This is a genomic window from Rahnella sp. CJA17(1/100) (assembly GCF_963881615.1).
Lineage (GTDB): Bacteria > Pseudomonadota > Gammaproteobacteria > Enterobacterales > Enterobacteriaceae > Rahnella > Rahnella aceris.
Map to the genome: position 1 here is coordinate 444,153 of NZ_CAWOJA010000044.1, position 17,348 is coordinate 461,500.

Sequence of the window (17,348 nt, forward strand, 5' to 3'; positions counted from 1 at the left end):
GAAGGTAAACAGGTGAAGAACTACTGATTCAGGGTATCGCCAAGCGTCTGAATCAGACGGTTAGACCAGCTGAACAGCGCCGCAGTCAGCAGAATATCCAGAGATTGTGTTGCCGTATAACCTGCATCAGACAAACTATGCAGCTGGCGTGCATCAAAACGTTCCGGGGTACGGGTCAGGGCGACCACCGTTTCCAGCAAGGCAATCTCTTTTTTGTCTTGCAGATTTTTCGACAGCGTATCAACGGCATCATCGCGGTGATTTTCTGCGAATAATTCGTTAATCAGCATCTCATTCCCCGCCGCTTCAAGATACAAACGTCCGTGGATCCCGGCGCAATACAGACAACCGTTCAGCTGCGACGTGGCTACGGCAGCCAGTTCACGCCACGCGGCCACCGGCTGCGCCCCTGCCTGCATAATATTATTAAATACCGCAGAAAATTCGCTCAGCGCGTCGGCGTCATGCACCAGCAATGTATAGAAAGAGGAAGAACGCGCATCTGGCGCGATTAAATCCAGTACATCCTGCTGATGCTGGCTGGCATTTTCCGGTACCACTTCAGGTAAACGCGACGTCCATTGCAACATTGCCAGTGAAAACCCTTTCTGCCCGCAACCTTCCGGCGAAAGAAATCCTGGCAATACGGCGGCGGCGCGGCCGCGTAAACCATTCAGAACCGCCAGTACGCGTGCCTGATAGCTGACAAAGCCAATCACTTGCGTAAAGGTCACGATATCGCGCGTGCTGAAACCCACGTCATAAAGCTGATGCAGCATCGGTGCAGTAATCAGCGTTGGCTGGGTTGCGAGTAATCGTGCGAACTGGGTAATGTGGGTCTGGCGGATGTTACTTTCACGGGAGGCGTCAGGGCTGGGAAGCGGGGCGAGACGGGCAGCGTAATGGCTACAAAGTGTCTGTACACCGCTGACCTGTGCCACCGTCAGCGCACTACTGAGACGGTCATACAAGGATAATGTTTCGGTACGTGAAACCTGCAGATTGTCAGGAAACAGTACCTCATAACAGGCGCGGGAAGCCCTCAGTAGTCGCTGGCGGTCGTTAAGTAACTGGCGAAGTGTCGGGTCAAGTTGAGCATCAAGGCCCAGCAGAAAGCGATCCTGTACCAACGCAGCGTGCGGATCGAGCGGCAGATGACCATATTGGCTGGATTGTGTTTCATGATACCAGCCGCTGTGCGCGGCCTTGCGTTGTTGTTCCATGAACGGGTCCTTTCTTCAAGCCTGCTACTCAGGCAAATTATCAGACCCTATCGTTGCCGATACTGCTGCCGATATAAAATAATGTTAAGCGATAAATCATATCGAAAAGGAATAGAAGAGGGTGGATTTGCATAATAAAGAAAACGGCATCAGTTTCCTGACACCGTTCAGGGGGTGAATCTGCCCGTTTATTATGCAGAAGGGGCGTTAATTACCGTCACGACGCCAGGCATCAGCAGTCAGCGCTTCGCCAAAGTGACTCGAAATCAACCGTTTGGTGAGGTCATGCAGCGGTGCCGCCAGAACTTCGGCCGTATTTCCGCGTTCCACCACCTCGCCTTCGTGCATCACCAGTACCTGATCGCTGATGTGTTTCATCATGCCCAGATGCTGCGTCACGTAGATGTACGAGATGCCCTGTTTTTCCTGTAATTCGAGCATCATATTGATGATTTGTGAACGCATCGACATATCCAGAGACGCCAGCGCTTCATCAGCCACGATCACTTTGGGTTGCAGGATAAGTGCACGTGCCAGTGCCACGCGCTGCTTCTGACCCGACGCCAGCATATGCGGGTAATAATTGGCGTGATCGGGCAGCATGCCGACCAGCCGCAATGTCTGGTTGATGCGTTGTTCGCGCTGTTGTGCATCCATTTCGCTGTTCAGTCGCAGGGGCGCTTCGAGTAACTGCCCGATACGCTGACGTGGATTAAGTGAGGTGCTCGGGTCCTGAAAAATCATGCGGATTTGCTGGCTGCGGAAACGATAATCACGAAACGTCAGCGGATGATCATCAATCAGAATTTCGCCGTCGCTCGGCTCGACCATGCCGGAAAGCATTTTAGCCAGCGTCGATTTGCCTGAACCGTTCTCGCCGATGATCGCCAGCGTTTGTTTTTCGCGCAGGGTAAAGCTGACCGGTTTCACGGCCTCGAGATTCATCTTGCGGAACAGTCCGGTGCGATAACGGAACGTTTTGCTCAGATTACGGACTTCGAGCAGGGTTTCGCCCATTATTGCTCCTCCATGTTCAGCGGGAAGTGGCAGGCATACGCATGGGTTTTTGCCAGACGCAGGCGCGGCGTTTCGATGCATTTTTTCTGCGCGTAAGGGCAGCGTGGCCCCAGACGGCAGCCAATCGGCAAATGTTCCAGCGAAGGAATGGCACCTGGCAGCGTATTCAGACGGCTTTTATGTGGCAGTGAGCGGCCGAAATCAGGCATCGCGCGGATGAGCGCCTGCGTATAAGGATGATGCGGCGTGGCCAGCAATTCTTCACACGCTGCGCTTTCAACCGTTTGTCCGCAATACAACACGTTGATACGGTTCGCCCATTTGCTCATCATTTGCAGGTCGTGGCTGATCAGTAAAATAGTGGTGTTATTGTTCTGGTTGAGTCGCGCCAGCAGGCGGAAAATCTGCGCCTGCGTCGTCGGCTCCATGGCGTTAGTCGGTTCATCGGCAATCAGCAGACGCGGCTGATTCGCCAGCGCGATGGCGATCATCACTTTCTGGCACTCGCCTTCGGTCAGTTCATACGGATAACTGGCCATAACGTCTTTGTGATCTTTAATACCGACGCGGTGCAGCAGCTCGATGGCGCGTTTTTTGCGCCACTTCCAGCGCTGATACCAGCGGCCTTTGTAGGTCCAGCCGGGAATGGCCTGAATCAGCTGGCGGCCGATGCTTTCAGAAGGATCCAGACAGGACTGCGGCTCCTGAAAAATCATCGACACATTTTGCCCGACCAGTTTACGTCGCTCGCGTGGCGTCAGTTGCAACAGCTCGATGTTATCAAAGCGCATCCGGTCCGCCGTCACGCGCCAGTTGTCTTTGGTAACGCCACAAATCGCCTTGGCAATCAGGCTTTTACCCGAACCGGATTCGCCCACCAGCCCGCGGATTTCCCCGGCGTTGAGCGTCATACTGACGCGATCCACAGCTTTGACCGGGCCATCGGCGGTCATAAATTCAATGGTCAGATTGCGGATATCGAGTAACGGCATTATTCCACTCCCGCATTAATCGCCCGACGCACACCGTCACCCAGCAGGTTGATCAGCAACACGCTGATAAGAATGGCGGCGCCCGGCAGCATGACGGTCCACGGCGCGACATACACCAGCTCCAGCGAATCGCCGAGCATGGCTCCCCATTCCGGTGACGGCAGTTGTGCGCCCAGATCCAGAAAGCCTAACGCGGCGATATCCAGAATCGCCATCGACAGTGCGCGGGTAAATTCCGTTGCCAGCACCGCAACGATATTTGGCAGAACGGCATAACGCAGAATCTGCCAGGTGGAAGCACCATCGAGTCGTACGGCGACCACATACTCTTTTTCCAGCTCATCATGCACGGCGCTGTAAATCGTGCGCGAAATGCGTGGCAACAGCGCCAGCCAGACGGCCAGCATCGCATGCTCAAGTTTCGGCCCGATAAACGCGACGACGACAATCGCCAGCAGCAGGGAAGGGATAGACAGCAGGGTATCGAAAATATGGTTCAGAATGGCCGATTTCAGGCCACGGCTGATCCCCGCCAGTACGCCGATGATCACACCACATAAAGACGCCGCGAGGGTTATCACCAGTGCGCCGCCAATCGTCGGCGCAGCGCCTGTAAGCATCCGGCTGAGTAAATCGCGGCCAAGATCGTCGGTGCCGAGGAAGAACGACACATTGCCGTAGCGCGACCAGGAGGGCGGCAACAACTGATAACCAAGGAATTGTTGATCGAGCGCGTAAGGCGCTAATAAATGGCCAAATATGCACAGCAATAACAAGCCGAGCACGCCGTAGAAACCGATCATCGACAGTGTGTCGCGATAGAAAATCCCCCACGTATGGCGCAGAGGACTCGGGACCTGTTTTTCGCGGTATACATTATCGAAGGGCATACCATTCCTTATGTTTCAATGGATTCATCAGTGCGCCCAGAATGTCTGAAAGCACGTTAACCACAATTACCAGCGAGCCAACGACCATCACACCGGCTGAAATCGCCGCGTAATCCTGCTGGCGGATGGCGTTAATCAGCCATCGCCCGATGCCTGGCCAGTTAAAGACCACCTCAGTAATCATCGCCAGCGTCAGCATGGTCGAAAATTGCAGGCCGAGCTTGGGAATGATCGGCGGCAGCGCGTTGTGTAATACATGGCGACGGATAATCGTAAAGCGTGATAAACCGCGCGTTGCGGCGGCTTTCACATAGTTTTTCTCCAGCACATCGTCGGTGGAAATGCGCATCAGGCGGATCACTTCGGTCGTCGGCGCCACGGCCAGCGCGGCGATCGGTAAAATCATATGGCGGATAGCGCTCATGATCATCTCATGGCGGTATGGCGAATCAGAAAGCCACGCATCAACCAGCGTCAGGCCGGTGACACTTTTCAACTGATAGAGTAAATCCAGGCGACCGGAAACCGGCAGCCAGCCCAGTTGCAGCGAGAAGAACAGCATCAGCAGTACCGCCAGCCAGAACACCGGAATGGAAAAGCCGAGCAGGGCGATGCTGCTGATGGCGACATCCGGCCATTTTCCACGCATCACTCCCGCCAGAATGCCCAGCGGGATCCCGACGACTAATGCCAGCGCAAAGGCCAGCACGCACAATTCCATCGTGGCCGGGAAAACCGCTTTCAACTGATAAGAGATGCCTTCGCCATTGATACTCGACACACCGAAATCAAACTGGCAAAGACCCGCAAAATAGAAGTGGTAGGCGTCCCACAAGGACGCGCCGCGCAGTGGCGCATTCGGCGTGAAATAGCTCAGGCTGAACGCCACAAGGCTCAGGAAGAACAGGGTCACCAGCAGCAGCAAAATGCGGCGTAACGTAAAGATAATCATGGAACTTTCCTTCCTTCATTATCACGACTTTTTTCATCATCACGGAAGACGCCGGCAAACGAGGAGTTGCCAAACGGGCTCAGTACCAGCCCTTTGATGTCGTAACGGTAAGCCTGAAGACGCAGGGAAGACGCCAGTGGCAACACCGGCAGTTCCTGCTCAAGGATTTTTTGCGCCCGCTGATAAAACTCAATACGCTGGGAAAGTTGCTGTGACAACAGCCCCTGACGCAGCAATTCATCAAATTCCGGGTTACACCAGTGAGCATAGTTGGTCTGCGAATGAATCGCTGCACAACTGAGCATGGGGCGGAAGAAACTGTCCGGGTCATTACTGTCCGTTGACCAGCCAGACAGCGTCAGGTCGTGATTCATCTCCATCAGCTTGGCTTCCTGGAAACGTCCCTCGACCGGGACAATGGTGACTTTAATCCCTACCTGTCCCAAATCGGCCTGGATCAGTTCGGCGGTTTTCAGCGGGCTGGGGTTAAAGGACTGCGACGCCGTCGGCACCCATAAATGCAGGTTGAGCTTTTCCTGCCCGAGGTCTTTCAGGATTTGCTTCGCTTTATCCGGATTGTATTCCGTTACCTGCGCGTTGCTGTCATAAGCCCAGGACGCACGCGGCAAAATAGACGCAGCGGTTTCAGCGGTGCCGTAATAAATCGACTGCATCAGGCGCTGATTGTTGATCGACAGCGCCACCGCCTGACGGATACGCGGATCATTGAGCGGGGCTTTGTTGGTATTGAAAGCCAGGTAGGCAACGTTCATCCCCGGGCGCAGGGAAAGACGCAAGCGCGGATCCTCACGTAGTATGGACAGCTGACTGGCCGCCGGATACGCCAGCACATCACATTCACCGGTCAGCAATTTCGACAAACGCCCGGTGCCGCCAACGCCCATATCAATCACCACCTGTGCCATACGCGGTGTGCCTTTCCAGTACTGTCCGTTGCGCGCCAGCCGCACATATTGCCCGGTACGGTATTCACCAAGCTGGAACGGGCCGGTGCCTACCGGCTGGCGATCAATCTCTTCTTCGTTGCCGGATTTGATGAGATTCGCGGCATATTCAGCCGAAAGCACCGGTGCGTAATGCGTGGCAAGATGCCAGAGAAAAGAAGCGTCAGGATTATTGAGGCGAAACTCAACGGTATAGTCGTCCAGTTTTTTGATGCTTTTCACCGCATGGGCAAACTGCAGGCTGTCGAAATACGGATATTCTTCACCGTTTACAGCGTGGTAGTGATTATTCGGGTCGATGATGCGCTGGAAGCTGAACACCACATCGTCGGCGTTCATCTTGCGCGACGGTGAAAACCAGCCGGTTTTCTGGAAAGGCACATCTTTGCGCAGATGGAAACGGTAGGTTGCGCCATCATCCAGCACTTCCCAGCTTTGTGCCAGTTCGGGGATCAGGCGATAGGTATAAGGGTCGACATCCAGCAGGCGGTCATATAACTGTGCGGCCAGTGTATCAATGATCAGCCCGCTGCTGGCTTTCTGCGGGTTAAAGGTATTGACCATGCCGTTAACACAATAGACAAAGCCGCTCTGGCGAATATCTTTCACCGGCGCACTGACGACTGTCGGGCTGGCGTGTGTTGGAGCAGTCTCAGCAAAAACTGCCGTGGACAAGCCACTCAGTAAAATCATCCACAAAGTTAGACGACGCATAAAGGCTTCAAAGTTAAGGTGCAATAGCTTAAGTGTACCGTACTCTGCGAGGTACCCCAATCCATTGAGCAAATCAGCGTGCGGGACTGCGGCACTTCGCGCAAAAACCGTTCGTTTTCCGGCAAAAAAAGAGCATGTATCAATAAAACCCTTGAAATTGGATTGCTATTGTTATGTTATATTATAACAATAATCGCAGGCGAAGTATTCCTGCACTGTCCTGAGATATGAGGTTAATGATGTCCTTACTCCCTGTTACCGTGCTGTCCGGTTTTCTTGGCGCAGGTAAAACTACCGTTCTCAACCACATTCTGAACAACCGCCAGGGATTACGCGTGGCGGTTATCGTCAATGATATGAGCGAGGTGAATATTGACGCTGCACTGGTCGCCAGTGAAATCACGCTCGACCGTCAGCAGGAAAAACTGGTGGAAATGAGCAACGGTTGCATCTGCTGTACCCTGCGGGAAGATTTGCTGATTTCAGTGCGTGAGCTGGCACAGGCCGGACGTTTTGATTATCTGCTGATTGAATCGAGTGGTATTTCAGAACCGCTGCCGGTGGCGGAAACCTTCACTTTCGAAGATGAAAATGGCGAAAGCCTGTCGCAGTTTGCGCGCCTCGATACGCTGGTGACCGTGGTCGATGGCGTCAACTTTATGCAGCAATATCAGGAAGCGCGCAGTGTGCAGGAGGCCGGTGAAAGTCTGGGCGAGGACGATGCGCGTAGCGTGACGGATTTGCTGATCGACCAGATAGAATTCTGCAACGTGCTGCTGGTGAGCAAAACCGATCTTCTCGACAGCCTGCAACAGCGGGAAGTGATTGCACTACTGAAAAGCCTCAATCCCGATGCGCATATCATCCCGATTTGTCCCGGCAGCCTGCCGGTTGATGCCGTGCTGAATACGCACCGTTTTGATTTTGCTAAGGCGCAACTTGCGCCGGGCTGGCTGAAAGAGTTACGCGGTGAACACACACCGGAAACCGAAGAGTACGGCATCAGCAGTTTTGTCTACACCGCCCGCAGGCCGTTTGATCCGGATAAGTTTTACCGCGTGGTGCACGGCGACTGGGGGGGCGGTACCTTACTGCGTTCCAAAGGCTTTTTCTGGCTGGCGTCGCGTCCGCGCTTTGCCGGGCAGTGGAGTCAGGCGGGCGGCATAGCGCGCTATGGCATGGCGGGTATTTTCTGGCGTTCGCTGCCGGAAAGCGACTGGCCGCAGGACGAGGAGACCCGTGAACACATTATGGAGAAATGGGTTGAGCCGTTTGGCGATATGCGCCAGGAACTGGTGTTTATCGGCCAGCACCTGAATAAAGAAGAGATTATCCGGCAGCTGGATGCGTGTCTGTTAAGCGAAGAGCAGATGGCAGAAGGCATCGAACACTGGGTCAACATGGCCGATCCGTTCCCCGAATGGTAGTCCTAAGTGACCTTAAGGTGTTCATAAAGTAGCCATAATATCAGTGTGGTAATGAGAAATATTCTCAACAAAGTGCTTTACAGACGATACTGAGAACTATTATCATTCTTTTCACCGGACGAGAGGCGGCCCGCCAGGGACGTTAATCGCGAGGTACGACATTGCTCACATTGCTTCCAGTATTACTTAGCCAGCTCGGGTGCTGGCTTTTTTTTGCCTGTTATTCAGCCCCTTCCTGCGAATTGACCTGAATTGCGTGTTTCTTCAACATTCCGCGCAACTGATGATAAGTCACGTTCAGCAACTCTGCGGCTTTACGCTGATTAAAGCGTGCCTGCCGTAAAGCCTGCTCAATCAGATTTTTTTCCTGTCCGGTCACCCATTGCTTAAGATCCAGCGGTAACGTCGGCAGCGTGTCGTGTGGACTGACGTCAGCCGTTTCCACGGTGGCAGTGCGCTGCGCAAACGGGTTCAGGATAATATTATCGAGCGGAAAATCGCTGGTACCATGGCGGTACATCGAGCGTTCGACGACGTTTTTCAGCTCGCGGATATTGCCCGGCCAGCGGTAGGCCATCAGCGTCTGACGCGCATAGTCGGTAAAGCCGGGGAATAACGGGAGAGACAGTTCGCGACACATCTGAATGGCGAAATGTTCCGCCAGCAACATGATGTCCTGCTGGCGTTCACGCAGCGGCGGCAGTTGCACCACATCAAACGCCAGCCTGTCCAGCAGGTCGGCGCGAAATTTTCCTTCAGCGGCCAGCACCGGTAAATCATCGTTGGTCGCACACACCAGCCGGACATCCACCTGTAACGGCTGGCTGCCGCCGACGCGCTCCAGATGACCGTACTCAATCACGCGCAGCAGTTTTTCCTGCACCAGCATGGGCGCTGTCGCCAGCTCATCGAGAAATAACGTGCCGCCATCCGCACGTTCAAAGCGTCCGAGATGACGTTTCTGTGCGCCGGTAAACGCGCCGGCTTCATGGCCGAACAACTCGGAATCCAGCAGGTTTTCATTGAGCGCCGCACAGTTGAGCGAAATGAACGGCCCCTGCCAGCGGGGCGACAGATAATGCAGACGATGCGCAATCAGTTCCTTTCCGCTGCCGCGTTCGCCGGTGACCAGAACCGGCTTATTCAGCTTCGCCAGTTGTGAGACCTGTTCCAGCACTTCGATGAAGGCGTTGGCTTCACCGAGTAAATTGTCTGTGTTATCCGTCATTTGGCTTTCCTTGTGTGGTGAAACACACTAACACTTAGTGAAAATAATCATCTCGAAAAATAAGCATAGCAGAGACAAAAGTAAAAAATTCAATTTATTCATGCAGATAATGATTTTAAAAAGTTGGCACGGATCCTGATATAGGTTTATCGCCGCAGTGAAAAATTATCCTGCGGATTTAACCGGTAATCATTTGGCCGGAAACCAACAGAAACAAAGAGGAATTTCGATTATGGGTATTTTTTCTCGCTTCGCTGACATTATTAACGCCAACATCAACACCTTGCTGGATAAAGCAGAAGATCCGCAAAAACTGGTTCGTCTGATGATTCAGGAAATGGAAGACACGCTGGTGGAACTGCGTTCTACCTCCGCCCGTGCGCTGGCAGAAAAGAAACAACTGATCCGTCGTATCGATCAGGGTGAATCCCAGCAGAGTGAATGGCAGGACAAAGCCGAACTGGCGTTGCGTAAAGATAAAGACGATCTGGCGCGTGCGGCGCTGATCGAAAAGCAGAAGCTGTCTGAGCTGGTGACCACGCTGAAAAACGAAGTGAACGTGGTAGAAGAAACGCTGGATCGCATGAAGTCAGAAATTGGTGAGCTGGAAAGCAAACTGACCGAAACCCGTGCGCGTCAGCAGGCGCTGACCTTACGTCATCAGGCCGCCGCGTCCTCGCGTGACGTCCGCCGTCAGCTCGACAGCGGTAAAATTGATGAAGCGATGGCGCGTTTCGAGCAGTTCGAACGCCGCATCGATCATATGGAAGCGGAAGCAGAAAGCGTCAGCATTGGTAAAAAGAAATCGCTGGATCAGCAATTTGCCGAACTGAAAGCCGACGATGAAATCAGCGCACAAATTGCTGCGCTGAAAGCTAAAATGAACGGCAATCAGGACGCATAATGTTTGCCATTAAACCTGCCTGTTCGCAGGCAGGTTGTTGCAGGATTAACGCCGTAACCGGTAATAAATAAGACTCATAAGGAGAGACAATGAGCTTCCTGTTTTTAGCTATTCCGCTGACTATTTTCGTTTTATTCGTGGCGCCCGTCTGGTTGTGGCTTCACTACAGCAATCGCCAGCAAAATGGCAGTCAGCTTAGTCAGCATGAGATACAAAATCTCACCAGCCTGACTCATGAAGCGCAACGTATGCGCGAACGTATTCAGGCACTGGAAGAAATTCTTGATGCCGAACATCCGGGCTGGAGGCAATCATAATGGCGACCCGTCTGTCTGAGAAAAAACTCTACCGCGTGCCGGAAGAGGGCGTAATAAAAGGCGTACTGGCCGGGCTGTCGCACTATCTGGGCGTGCCGGTAAAATTGCTGCGGATTATGGCCGTGCTGTCGATTTTCTTTGGTTTATTCATGTTCACCGTCCTGGCGTATATCATTCTCAGCTACGTGCTGGATCCGGTACCGGCCAGCGAATATGAAGATGAAAATGCGCCATCGCCGCGTAATTTACTGGAAGAAGCCGACCGCGAGCTGAAAGCCAGCGAGCAGCGTTTACGCCAGGTCGAACGCTATGTCACCTCTGAAACCTTCGGGGTGCGCAGCCGGTTCCGCCAGCTTTAATTCTTTATTCACCGCTTTGCCTCTGGCCGCCGGACGTTGCTCCGGCTGCTGTTTTCCTTCTCCTCTCCCGCTTAAGGAATCTTTATGACCCGTTACCTGAATTCCTCGCTGCCGGGTAAGCGCAGCCTGTTTTCGAAAATTTTCAGCGTGTTCATTACGCTGGCGCTGACCTTTGGCCCTGCCGGGCTGGCAGCGCGTGTGTTGGGCGTGGTGGGAAAAGGGCCAATGAGGTATGTTTTAGCACTATTATTAGAACCATTATTCAAACGTATTTTGACCGCGCTGTTTGGGCGCTACGCCAGGGAGAGCAATGAAAAGACTACAAAATGAGTTTAATTCACTGATCAATCGCGGCATGGACAGACATCTGCGGCTGGCTGTCACCGGTTTAAGCCGCAGCGGAAAAACCGCTTTCATCACCGCCTTCGTTAACCAGCTTTTACACATGCACAGCGGCGCACGTTTACCGCTGTTTTCGGCTGCCCGCGAAGAGCGTCTGCTTGGCGTGAAACGTGTCCCCCAACGTGATCTGGGGGTGTCGCGATTTGCTTATGACGAAGGGCTGGCGTCACTTTACGGCACGCCGCCTGCGTGGCCGACGCCGACCCGTGGCGTCAGCGAAATCCGTCTGGCACTGCGTTACCGATCCAACGATTCCCTGCTGCGTCACTTCAAAGACACCTCCACGTTATATCTGGAGATCGTCGATTATCCCGGCGAATGGCTGCTGGATTTGCCGATGCTGGAGCAAAACTATCTCGACTGGTCGCGCCAGATGGCGGGGCTGTTGCAGGGCGATCGTGCAGAATGGGCGAAGCCGTGGCTGACGCTGTGTGAACAATGTGATCCGCTGGCCCCGGCGGATGAAAATCTGCTGGGCGCGATTGCGCAGGCCTACACCGATTATCTGGTGCGCTGCAAGATCGAAGGTTTGCACTTTATCCAGCCGGGGCGTTTTGTTCTGCCGGGAGATATGGCCGGTGCGCCTGCGCTGCAATTTTTCCCGTGGCCGGAGCTGAACCGCTATTCCGATGCGCAACTGGCGCAGGCAGATAAAAACAGCAATCTGGGTATGCTGCGTGCGCGTTTCGACTATTACTGCCAGCACATCGTGAAAGGTTTTTACAAAGATCACTTTGTGAAATTTGACCGCCAGATTGTGCTGGTCGATTGTCTGCAGCCGCTTAACAGCGGGCCGCAGGCATTTAACGATATGCGCCTCGCGCTGACGCAGCTGATGCAAAGTTTCCATTACGGTAAACGCACACTGTTCCGCCGTCTGTTTAATCCGTGCATCGATAAACTGATGTTCGCCGCCACTAAAGCCGATCATATTACCGGCGATCAGCACGCTAATCTGGTGTCGCTGTTACAACAACTGGTGCAGGAGGCCTGGCAGAATGCGGCGTTCGAAGGCATCAGTATGGATTGCGCCGGGCTGGCTTCGGTGCAGGCGACGGAAACCGGCATGGTGGAATATCAGGGGCAAAGTCTGCCCGCGCTGAAAGGCCACCGTTTGCAGGATGGCGCGCCGCTGACCGTGTTCCCCGGCGAAGTGCCTGCACGTCTGCCGGGTCATGCGTTCTGGCAAAAACAGGGCTTCCATTTTGATGAGTTTCGTCCGCGTGAAATGAGCGTGGACACCCCGTTGCCGCACATCCGTCTGGATGCGGTGATGGAGTTTTTACTGGGAGATAAAATGCGATGAGCGAACCGATTAAACCGCGTATCGATTTTGAAACGGAATTAAAGGCCCCGGTCGATCCGGTGATCAAACCGGCGCTGGCGTTTGATGAGCAAATGTCAGAACGTTTTATTCCGGTTTCCGTTGAAACGGATGAACAGCAGGAAGAGGGCGAGGCGGAAGCGGTGCTCAACCGTGCGCTGAAACCGCGTCGCAGTTTGTGGGGAAAAATTGTGCGCCTCGGCGTGGCGGTGCTGGGCATCAGCGTGGTCGCGCAGGGCGTGCAATGGGTACACGAAGCGTGGATCCAGCAGGACTGGGTGGCGCTTGGTGCCTGCACCGCAGGCGGGCTGATTATTGTCGCCGGTGTCGGTTCCGTTGCGACCGAATGGCGACGCTTGTACCGCCTGCGTCAGCGCGCCGACGAGCGCGATACGGCACGCGAATTAATGCACAGTCATGGATTAGGGCAGGGACGTGTATTCTGCGAAAAACTGGCGGCGCAGGCCGGGCTGGATAACAGCCATCCGGCGCTGCAACGCTGGCAGGCCTCACTGCATGAAACCCAAAATGACAGGGAAGTGGTTGAACTGTATGCCCGTCTGGTTCAGCCGGTTCTCGATGCGCAGGCACGGCGTGAAATCAGTCATTCAGCAGCCGAATCTGCGCTGATGATCGCTGTCAGCCCGCTGGCGCTGGTGGATATGGCCTTCATCGCCTGGCGCAACCTGCGGCTGGTTAACCGTATCGCGGTGCTGTACGGCATCGAACTTGGCTATTACAGCCGTATTCGTTTGTTCCGTCTGGTGCTGCTGAATATGGCATTCGCCGGTGCATCCGAACTGGTGCGTGAAGTGGGCATGGACTGGATGTCACAGGACCTTGCTGCCCGTCTTTCAGCCCGTGCGGCACAAGGCATCGGTGCCGGTTTGCTGACTGCGCGTCTGGGCATCAAAACCATGGAACTCTGCCGTCCGCTGCCGTGGCTGGAAGGCGATAAACCGAAACTCGGTGATTTTCGCCGTGAGCTTGTCGGCAAGCTGAAAAACAGCATGGTGAAAAGCGATAAAGTAAAGGCGGATATTTGACGAAAATGTACCGGGATTATGACTGTGGTGTTTGTCACAAGTCATAATTCCCGGATCAAAATCGGATGTTCAGTTAACAATTATTTATCCGGCCAGCCGTATAATTCTTCCGGTAATCCTTTCGGGAAATCGAATGCTTTGATGTCGTTATGAGCCCGCAGAATATAAGCCCTAATATAACGCTCTTTCAATGGCCTGAGATTAGGCAATGATGGCATCACGGGTTTTGGAATAATGTTCTGCTGAGATAAATTTTTCTAAAAATTAACATTCCTGCGGATGTAAAATACCCATTATTCTTTTCCTTTGGATGTACCCGTCACTTCCTTGTTAATAACAGTAACCGGTTTAAATCAAAACCGGTTACATGCGCAAAAGTTATTTAGCTGTTTATAAAAACGCTGCCCTTATCATCCCGCTCCAGCAGTGACCAAAGCGCACGATGAAGCTTGCCTTTTTTATCTTCATATTCCGGCAGAACTTGTCCTTTTTTCACATGAGCATAACGCAAACTGCCATCGATAAAGGTGCCCCAGCGGCCAGTGTGCGGACTGATTTCGCCGCTGTACGCGGTGATTCGGGTGGGTTCCACCTGGCGTAATAACTTCTCTTTCTCCGGCCAGTTGTATAATTCTTCCGGTAATCCTTTCGGGAAAAAACCTTCCGGTGGTACATCGATAAATTCACCTTCAACCCGGCGGATAAGGGTCCAGCCGGTTTTTGCCCACTGAGATTCCAGCCAGCAATATTCCTTTTCACCTGTTTCTGAATCCACCCAGCCACTGCGTTTGGTACCTTGCCTTGCAGAGGCCGGTTGACCATAGTCATCAGGAATAAATCTTGCGGGTGCAAAATTAATATCCGGCAAATAGAATCCTGTTTGGGTTGGAACGTCACCGGACTCAATACGTACAGATTGATCTAATTCATAACGAGGAGTTTTTTTAGGCAACTCAGATTTATCGTACATTGTATGTATATACGTCAAATCCCCCTCTTCCCATGCACCTCTCAGCGAATCAGAAAGTCTACTTTCTAATTTTGATGCAATAGTTTCTAACTGGGAAATAACTAGGATTTCTTCTTCAGTCATCCATCCATTCCAAAACTCAACAATACCTTTTTGAATATATCCCATTGCATTGCCCATTTTAAATGCTTCTGGGTTATTATGACTACGTTGGATATATCGTTTACTGAAGTGCTCCCTTAAATCACGAATATTTGGCATTACACGAGTTTCCCATACGACATCAGCCTGTTGCCATTGAGGGGGTTTTCGGGCATTAAGCGGCAGTTCACGTTTATATCTTGCCAGGGCTTCTTCATGGGCATCGATATAGGCAATGATGGCATCACGGGTTTCGGCATAATGTTCTGCTGAGATGAATTTTTCTAAAAAGTAACATTCCTGAGGATGTAAAATACCCATAATTCTTTTCCTTTTGGATTTATCCGTCACTTCCTTGTTAATCACAGTAACCGGTTTAAATCAAAACCGGCTACATGCACAAAAGTCATTTAGCTGTTTATAAAAACGCTGCCCTTATCATCCCGCTCCAGCAGTGACCAAAGCGTACGGTGAAGCTTGCTTTCTTTATCTTCATATTCCGGCAGGGCTTGGCCTTGTTTGACATGAGCATAACGCAAACTGCCGTCGATAAAGGTGCCCCAGCGGCCCGAGTGCGGGCTGGTTTCGCCGCTGTACGCGGTGATTCGGGTGGGTTCCGCCTGGCGCAATAACTTCTCTTTTTCCGGCCAGTTGTACAATTCTTCCGGTAATCCTTTCGGGAAAAAACCTTCCGGTGGCACATCAATAAATTCGCCTTCAACCCGACGGATAAGGGTCCAGCCTGTTTTTGCCCACTTAGACTCTTTCCAACTGAATCTATGTTTACAAGTTTCTGCGTCAAACCATTCGTTACGCTGAATGCCCTGCCGAGCATCAGGTGATTCACCATAATCAGCTGGTAAAAATCGAGCTGCCGAAAAATCAACATCAGGTAAATATATTCCAGTTTGGATTGGTACATCTCCTTTTTCTATTCTCACGGATGAGTCAAGTATATAAAGAGGAATTTTTTTTGGAATTTTTATATATGGGTGAACACAATTATCACTATATGTCAAACGCCCCTCCTCCCACTCTCCCCATATTGTTATTGATAAGTTTTTGTCTAGTTCTGAAGCTTGATACTCATGATGTCTAATTTTATCTTTTTCTTGATCAGTCATCCACCCATCCCAAAACTCTACGATTCCCTTATTGATATTGCTCATAGCATGACCAATATCAAATGCCTTAACATCATTATGAGTTCGCAGAATGTGAGCCTTGATATAACGTTCCTTTAATGGGCGGATATTAGACATTACGCGTGATTCCCATACTATATCAGCCTGCTGCCATTGGGGGAGCTTACGGGTATTAATCGGCATTTCACGTTTATATCTTGCCAGGGCTTCTTCATGGGCATCGATATAGGCAATGATGGCGTCACGGGTTTCGGCATAATGTTCTGCTGAGATAAAATTTTCTAAAAAGTAACATTCCTGCGGATGTAAAATCCCCATTATTCTTTTCCTTTTGGTTCATACCAGTTGTTTTTATTCTCTAGCTTCGGTAACCCCAGATAAGTGCTGACCGGGTCACTGCCCACATCGCCATAGCCCCAGCGGGTTTTACGCCGCTCACCGGTAAACTCTTTTTTAAGCTGCGACGGGTCCAGTACGATTTGTACCGCTCCGCCTTCCAGCGAATATTCTTTGGCATTCTCATTGATTTGTGTTGCAGCCCGGCCTTCCCAGACCTTTAGGGGCTGTCTCGGCGGAACGGTGTAAACGACATATTCTCCGTTTTCATTCCAGCTTTTCCATACGGCAAAGTTTTTACGCCAGTCACTTTTCGACGTCAGCTTTTCAAACTCTGCCTTTCGCATCCAGCAAATACTATTGTCTGAAGAGTTTGGATCAATAACTCGATAGATCATTTCACCTGATGGTATTTCAACTGCTGCCATAGAATTATCAAAGGTGCCAAACTTCCCATCTAATGGTGTTTTGCGAGATGCCAGCGATCTGATATCAGGCCACCCCTTATTAATAAACTTCTCTAAGTCCGGGGATAACTTATCTAATGCGGGATATGTTCTTTGTTTTCTGCCAACATCCACCCAATCCGGCTTTTCCCGCTTAATCATTTCCACTTCTTTTGCCGCCCGTTCGCCGCCGTAGAGGTGTACGTTGGTGCCCACATGCGCGCGGTAGGCATTGTCACCTTCAACACGCAGGCGGTTTGCCAGTTTTTCCAGTAAATCCCTGACGGGGGCGAGGGCTTTACCCAGCATCCGGTCCGCGTTGCGACGTACTGCCATCAGCATGTTCCACAACGCGGCTAGCCGTCGCCGCCGTAGGGTTTGGCGAGGCGCACCCACAGGTACGCGTAACCGGCATCCGCCGACGCACGGTCGCCGTCAATGCGCACGCGGTAGCGCCCCTGATTATCCAGCCACGCGTAGGTGTCGCCTCGGGTCGGGCTTTCCACCCGCGCCGGTATCGTGCCGCTGAGCACCGGCCGCGCCGGCGGTT

Annotated in this window: 17 protein-coding genes and 1 pseudogene; 7 read left to right on the forward strand and 11 right to left on the reverse strand. The window is 52.3% G+C overall.

Annotated elements, in window-relative coordinates; genetic code table 11:
- Window positions 1-20: 20 nt before the first annotated feature.
- The 6 genes from AACU55_RS18975 to sapA all read right to left on the reverse strand — a co-directional run bounded on the left by AACU55_RS18975 (window position 21) and on the right by sapA (window position 6,753).
- Window positions 21-1,223: a CMD domain-containing protein gene (locus AACU55_RS18975; RefSeq protein WP_134705917.1), complete on the reverse strand. Its 1,203-nt coding sequence runs from the start codon at window positions 1,221-1,223 to the stop codon at window positions 21-23.
- A 207-nt stretch (window positions 1,224-1,430) separates the two neighbouring features.
- On the reverse strand, window positions 1,431-2,240 hold the full coding sequence (gene sapF / locus AACU55_RS18980) for a putrescine export ABC transporter ATP-binding protein SapF (RefSeq protein ID WP_013576058.1): 810 nt from the start codon (window positions 2,238-2,240) through the stop codon (window positions 1,431-1,433).
- Entirely contained in the window at window positions 2,240-3,232 is a 993-nt protein-coding gene (gene sapD / locus AACU55_RS18985) for a putrescine export ABC transporter ATP-binding protein SapD (protein WP_013576057.1), read from the reverse strand. Before sapD ends, sapF begins: the two co-directional genes overlap by 1 nt.
- Complete coding sequence (gene sapC / locus AACU55_RS18990; RefSeq protein WP_013576056.1) at window positions 3,232-4,122, reverse strand: putrescine export ABC transporter permease SapC; 891 nt, start codon at window positions 4,120-4,122, stop codon at window positions 3,232-3,234. Before sapC ends, sapD begins: the two co-directional genes overlap by 1 nt.
- The gene (gene sapB / locus AACU55_RS18995) at window positions 4,109-5,074 is read right to left on the reverse strand and encodes a putrescine export ABC transporter permease SapB (RefSeq protein WP_013576055.1); all 966 of its coding nucleotides are present in this window, start codon (window positions 5,072-5,074) and stop codon (window positions 4,109-4,111) included. Before sapB ends, sapC begins: the two co-directional genes overlap by 14 nt.
- Entirely contained in the window at window positions 5,071-6,753 is a 1,683-nt protein-coding gene (gene sapA, locus AACU55_RS19000) for an ABC transporter substrate-binding protein SapA (protein WP_112152185.1), read from the reverse strand. The genes sapB and sapA overlap by 4 nt, the downstream gene beginning before the upstream one ends.
- A gap of 239 nt (window positions 6,754-6,992) precedes the next feature.
- On the opposite strand from sapA, the gene zigA reads away from it, so the two are divergent.
- Window positions 6,993-8,180, forward strand: a complete 1,188-nt coding sequence (zigA, locus tag AACU55_RS19005) for a zinc metallochaperone GTPase ZigA (RefSeq protein ID WP_134705928.1) — start codon at window positions 6,993-6,995, stop codon at window positions 8,178-8,180.
- A gap of 220 nt (window positions 8,181-8,400) precedes the next feature.
- Here the strand turns inward: zigA and pspF are convergent, their stop codons facing one another.
- Window positions 8,401-9,408 carry a phage shock protein operon transcriptional activator gene (pspF, locus tag AACU55_RS19010; protein WP_013576052.1) on the reverse strand — a complete coding sequence of 336 codons (1,008 nt, stop codon included), beginning with the start codon at window positions 9,406-9,408 and terminating at the stop codon, window positions 8,401-8,403.
- 232 nt (window positions 9,409-9,640) lie between these two features.
- On the opposite strand from pspF, the gene pspA reads away from it, so the two are divergent.
- The 6 genes from pspA to AACU55_RS19040 all read left to right on the forward strand — a co-directional run bounded on the left by pspA (window position 9,641) and on the right by AACU55_RS19040 (window position 13,760).
- Window positions 9,641-10,312 (forward strand): phage shock protein PspA, encoded by a 672-nt coding sequence (gene pspA / locus AACU55_RS19015; protein WP_013576051.1) that lies wholly within the window; start codon window positions 9,641-9,643, stop codon window positions 10,310-10,312.
- Between the two features lie 89 nt (window positions 10,313-10,401).
- Entirely contained in the window at window positions 10,402-10,629 is a 228-nt protein-coding gene (gene pspB, locus AACU55_RS19020) for an envelope stress response membrane protein PspB (RefSeq protein ID WP_112152186.1), read from the forward strand.
- A complete protein-coding gene (pspC, locus tag AACU55_RS19025; protein WP_134705918.1) occupies window positions 10,629-10,988 on the forward strand; it encodes an envelope stress response membrane protein PspC in 360 nt (119 codons plus the stop codon). Before pspB ends, pspC begins: the two co-directional genes overlap by 1 nt.
- Window positions 10,989-11,072: 84 nt before the next feature.
- Complete coding sequence (locus tag AACU55_RS19030) at window positions 11,073-11,318, forward strand: phage shock protein PspD (RefSeq protein ID WP_134705919.1); 246 nt, start codon at window positions 11,073-11,075, stop codon at window positions 11,316-11,318.
- Window positions 11,299-12,696: a YcjX family protein gene (locus AACU55_RS19035; RefSeq protein WP_134705920.1), complete on the forward strand. Its 1,398-nt coding sequence runs from the start codon at window positions 11,299-11,301 to the stop codon at window positions 12,694-12,696. Before AACU55_RS19030 ends, AACU55_RS19035 begins: the two co-directional genes overlap by 20 nt.
- Window positions 12,693-13,760, forward strand: a complete 1,068-nt coding sequence (locus AACU55_RS19040) for a YcjF family protein (RefSeq protein ID WP_134705921.1) — start codon at window positions 12,693-12,695, stop codon at window positions 13,758-13,760. The genes AACU55_RS19035 and AACU55_RS19040 overlap by 4 nt, the downstream gene beginning before the upstream one ends.
- Before the next feature lie 382 nt (window positions 13,761-14,142).
- On the opposite strand, the gene AACU55_RS19050 is transcribed toward AACU55_RS19040, so the two are convergent.
- From AACU55_RS19050 to AACU55_RS19065, 4 genes and pseudogenes are all read right to left on the reverse strand, one after another.
- Complete coding sequence (locus AACU55_RS19050; RefSeq protein WP_134705922.1) at window positions 14,143-15,192, reverse strand: type VI secretion protein ImpA; 1,050 nt, start codon at window positions 15,190-15,192, stop codon at window positions 14,143-14,145.
- Window positions 15,193-15,281: 89 nt separating this feature from the next.
- Window positions 15,282-16,334, reverse strand: coding sequence for a type VI secretion protein ImpA (locus tag AACU55_RS19055; protein ID WP_134705923.1), 1,053 nt, complete (start codon window positions 16,332-16,334; stop codon window positions 15,282-15,284).
- Complete coding sequence (locus AACU55_RS19060; RefSeq protein WP_240785644.1) at window positions 16,334-17,134, reverse strand: hypothetical protein; 801 nt, start codon at window positions 17,132-17,134, stop codon at window positions 16,334-16,336. Before AACU55_RS19060 ends, AACU55_RS19055 begins: the two co-directional genes overlap by 1 nt.
- A gap of 23 nt (window positions 17,135-17,157) precedes the next feature.
- Window positions 17,158-17,348 (reverse strand): annotated as a pseudogene (locus tag AACU55_RS19065) (hypothetical protein); the annotation flags it as partial.

What these genes read in the sequence shown, in the direction of transcription:
- AACU55_RS18975 (WP_134705917.1), bottom strand. Translation starts at nt 1,223, where the DNA reads ATGGAACAACAACGCAAGGCCGCGCACAGCGGCTGGTATCATGAAACA.
- sapF (WP_013576058.1), bottom strand. Translation starts at nt 2,240, where the DNA reads ATGGGCGAAACCCTGCTCGAAGTCCGTAATCTGAGCAAAACGTTCCGT.
- sapD (WP_013576057.1), bottom strand. Translation starts at nt 3,232, where the DNA reads ATGCCGTTACTCGATATCCGCAATCTGACCATTGAATTTATGACCGCC.
- sapC (WP_013576056.1), bottom strand. Translation starts at nt 4,122, where the DNA reads ATGCCCTTCGATAATGTATACCGCGAAAAACAGGTCCCGAGTCCTCTG.
- sapB (WP_013576055.1), bottom strand. Translation starts at nt 5,074, where the DNA reads ATGATTATCTTTACGTTACGCCGCATTTTGCTGCTGCTGGTGACCCTG.
- sapA (WP_112152185.1), bottom strand. Translation starts at nt 6,753, where the DNA reads ATGCGTCGTCTAACTTTGTGGATGATTTTACTGAGTGGCTTGTCCACG.
- zigA (WP_134705928.1), top strand. Translation starts at nt 6,993, where the DNA reads ATGTCCTTACTCCCTGTTACCGTGCTGTCCGGTTTTCTTGGCGCAGGT.
- pspF (WP_013576052.1), bottom strand. Translation starts at nt 9,408, where the DNA reads ATGACGGATAACACAGACAATTTACTCGGTGAAGCCAACGCCTTCATC.
- pspA (WP_013576051.1), top strand. Translation starts at nt 9,641, where the DNA reads ATGGGTATTTTTTCTCGCTTCGCTGACATTATTAACGCCAACATCAAC.
- pspB (WP_112152186.1), top strand. Translation starts at nt 10,402, where the DNA reads ATGAGCTTCCTGTTTTTAGCTATTCCGCTGACTATTTTCGTTTTATTC.
- pspC (WP_134705918.1), top strand. Translation starts at nt 10,629, where the DNA reads ATGGCGACCCGTCTGTCTGAGAAAAAACTCTACCGCGTGCCGGAAGAG.
- AACU55_RS19030 (WP_134705919.1), top strand. Translation starts at nt 11,073, where the DNA reads ATGACCCGTTACCTGAATTCCTCGCTGCCGGGTAAGCGCAGCCTGTTT.
- AACU55_RS19035 (WP_134705920.1), top strand. Translation starts at nt 11,299, where the DNA reads ATGAAAAGACTACAAAATGAGTTTAATTCACTGATCAATCGCGGCATG.
- AACU55_RS19040 (WP_134705921.1), top strand. Translation starts at nt 12,693, where the DNA reads ATGAGCGAACCGATTAAACCGCGTATCGATTTTGAAACGGAATTAAAG.
- AACU55_RS19050 (WP_134705922.1), bottom strand. Translation starts at nt 15,192, where the DNA reads ATGGGTATTTTACATCCTCAGGAATGTTACTTTTTAGAAAAATTCATC.
- AACU55_RS19055 (WP_134705923.1), bottom strand. Translation starts at nt 16,334, where the DNA reads ATGGGGATTTTACATCCGCAGGAATGTTACTTTTTAGAAAATTTTATC.
- AACU55_RS19060 (WP_240785644.1), bottom strand. Translation starts at nt 17,134, where the DNA reads ATGGCAGTACGTCGCAACGCGGACCGGATGCTGGGTAAAGCCCTCGCC.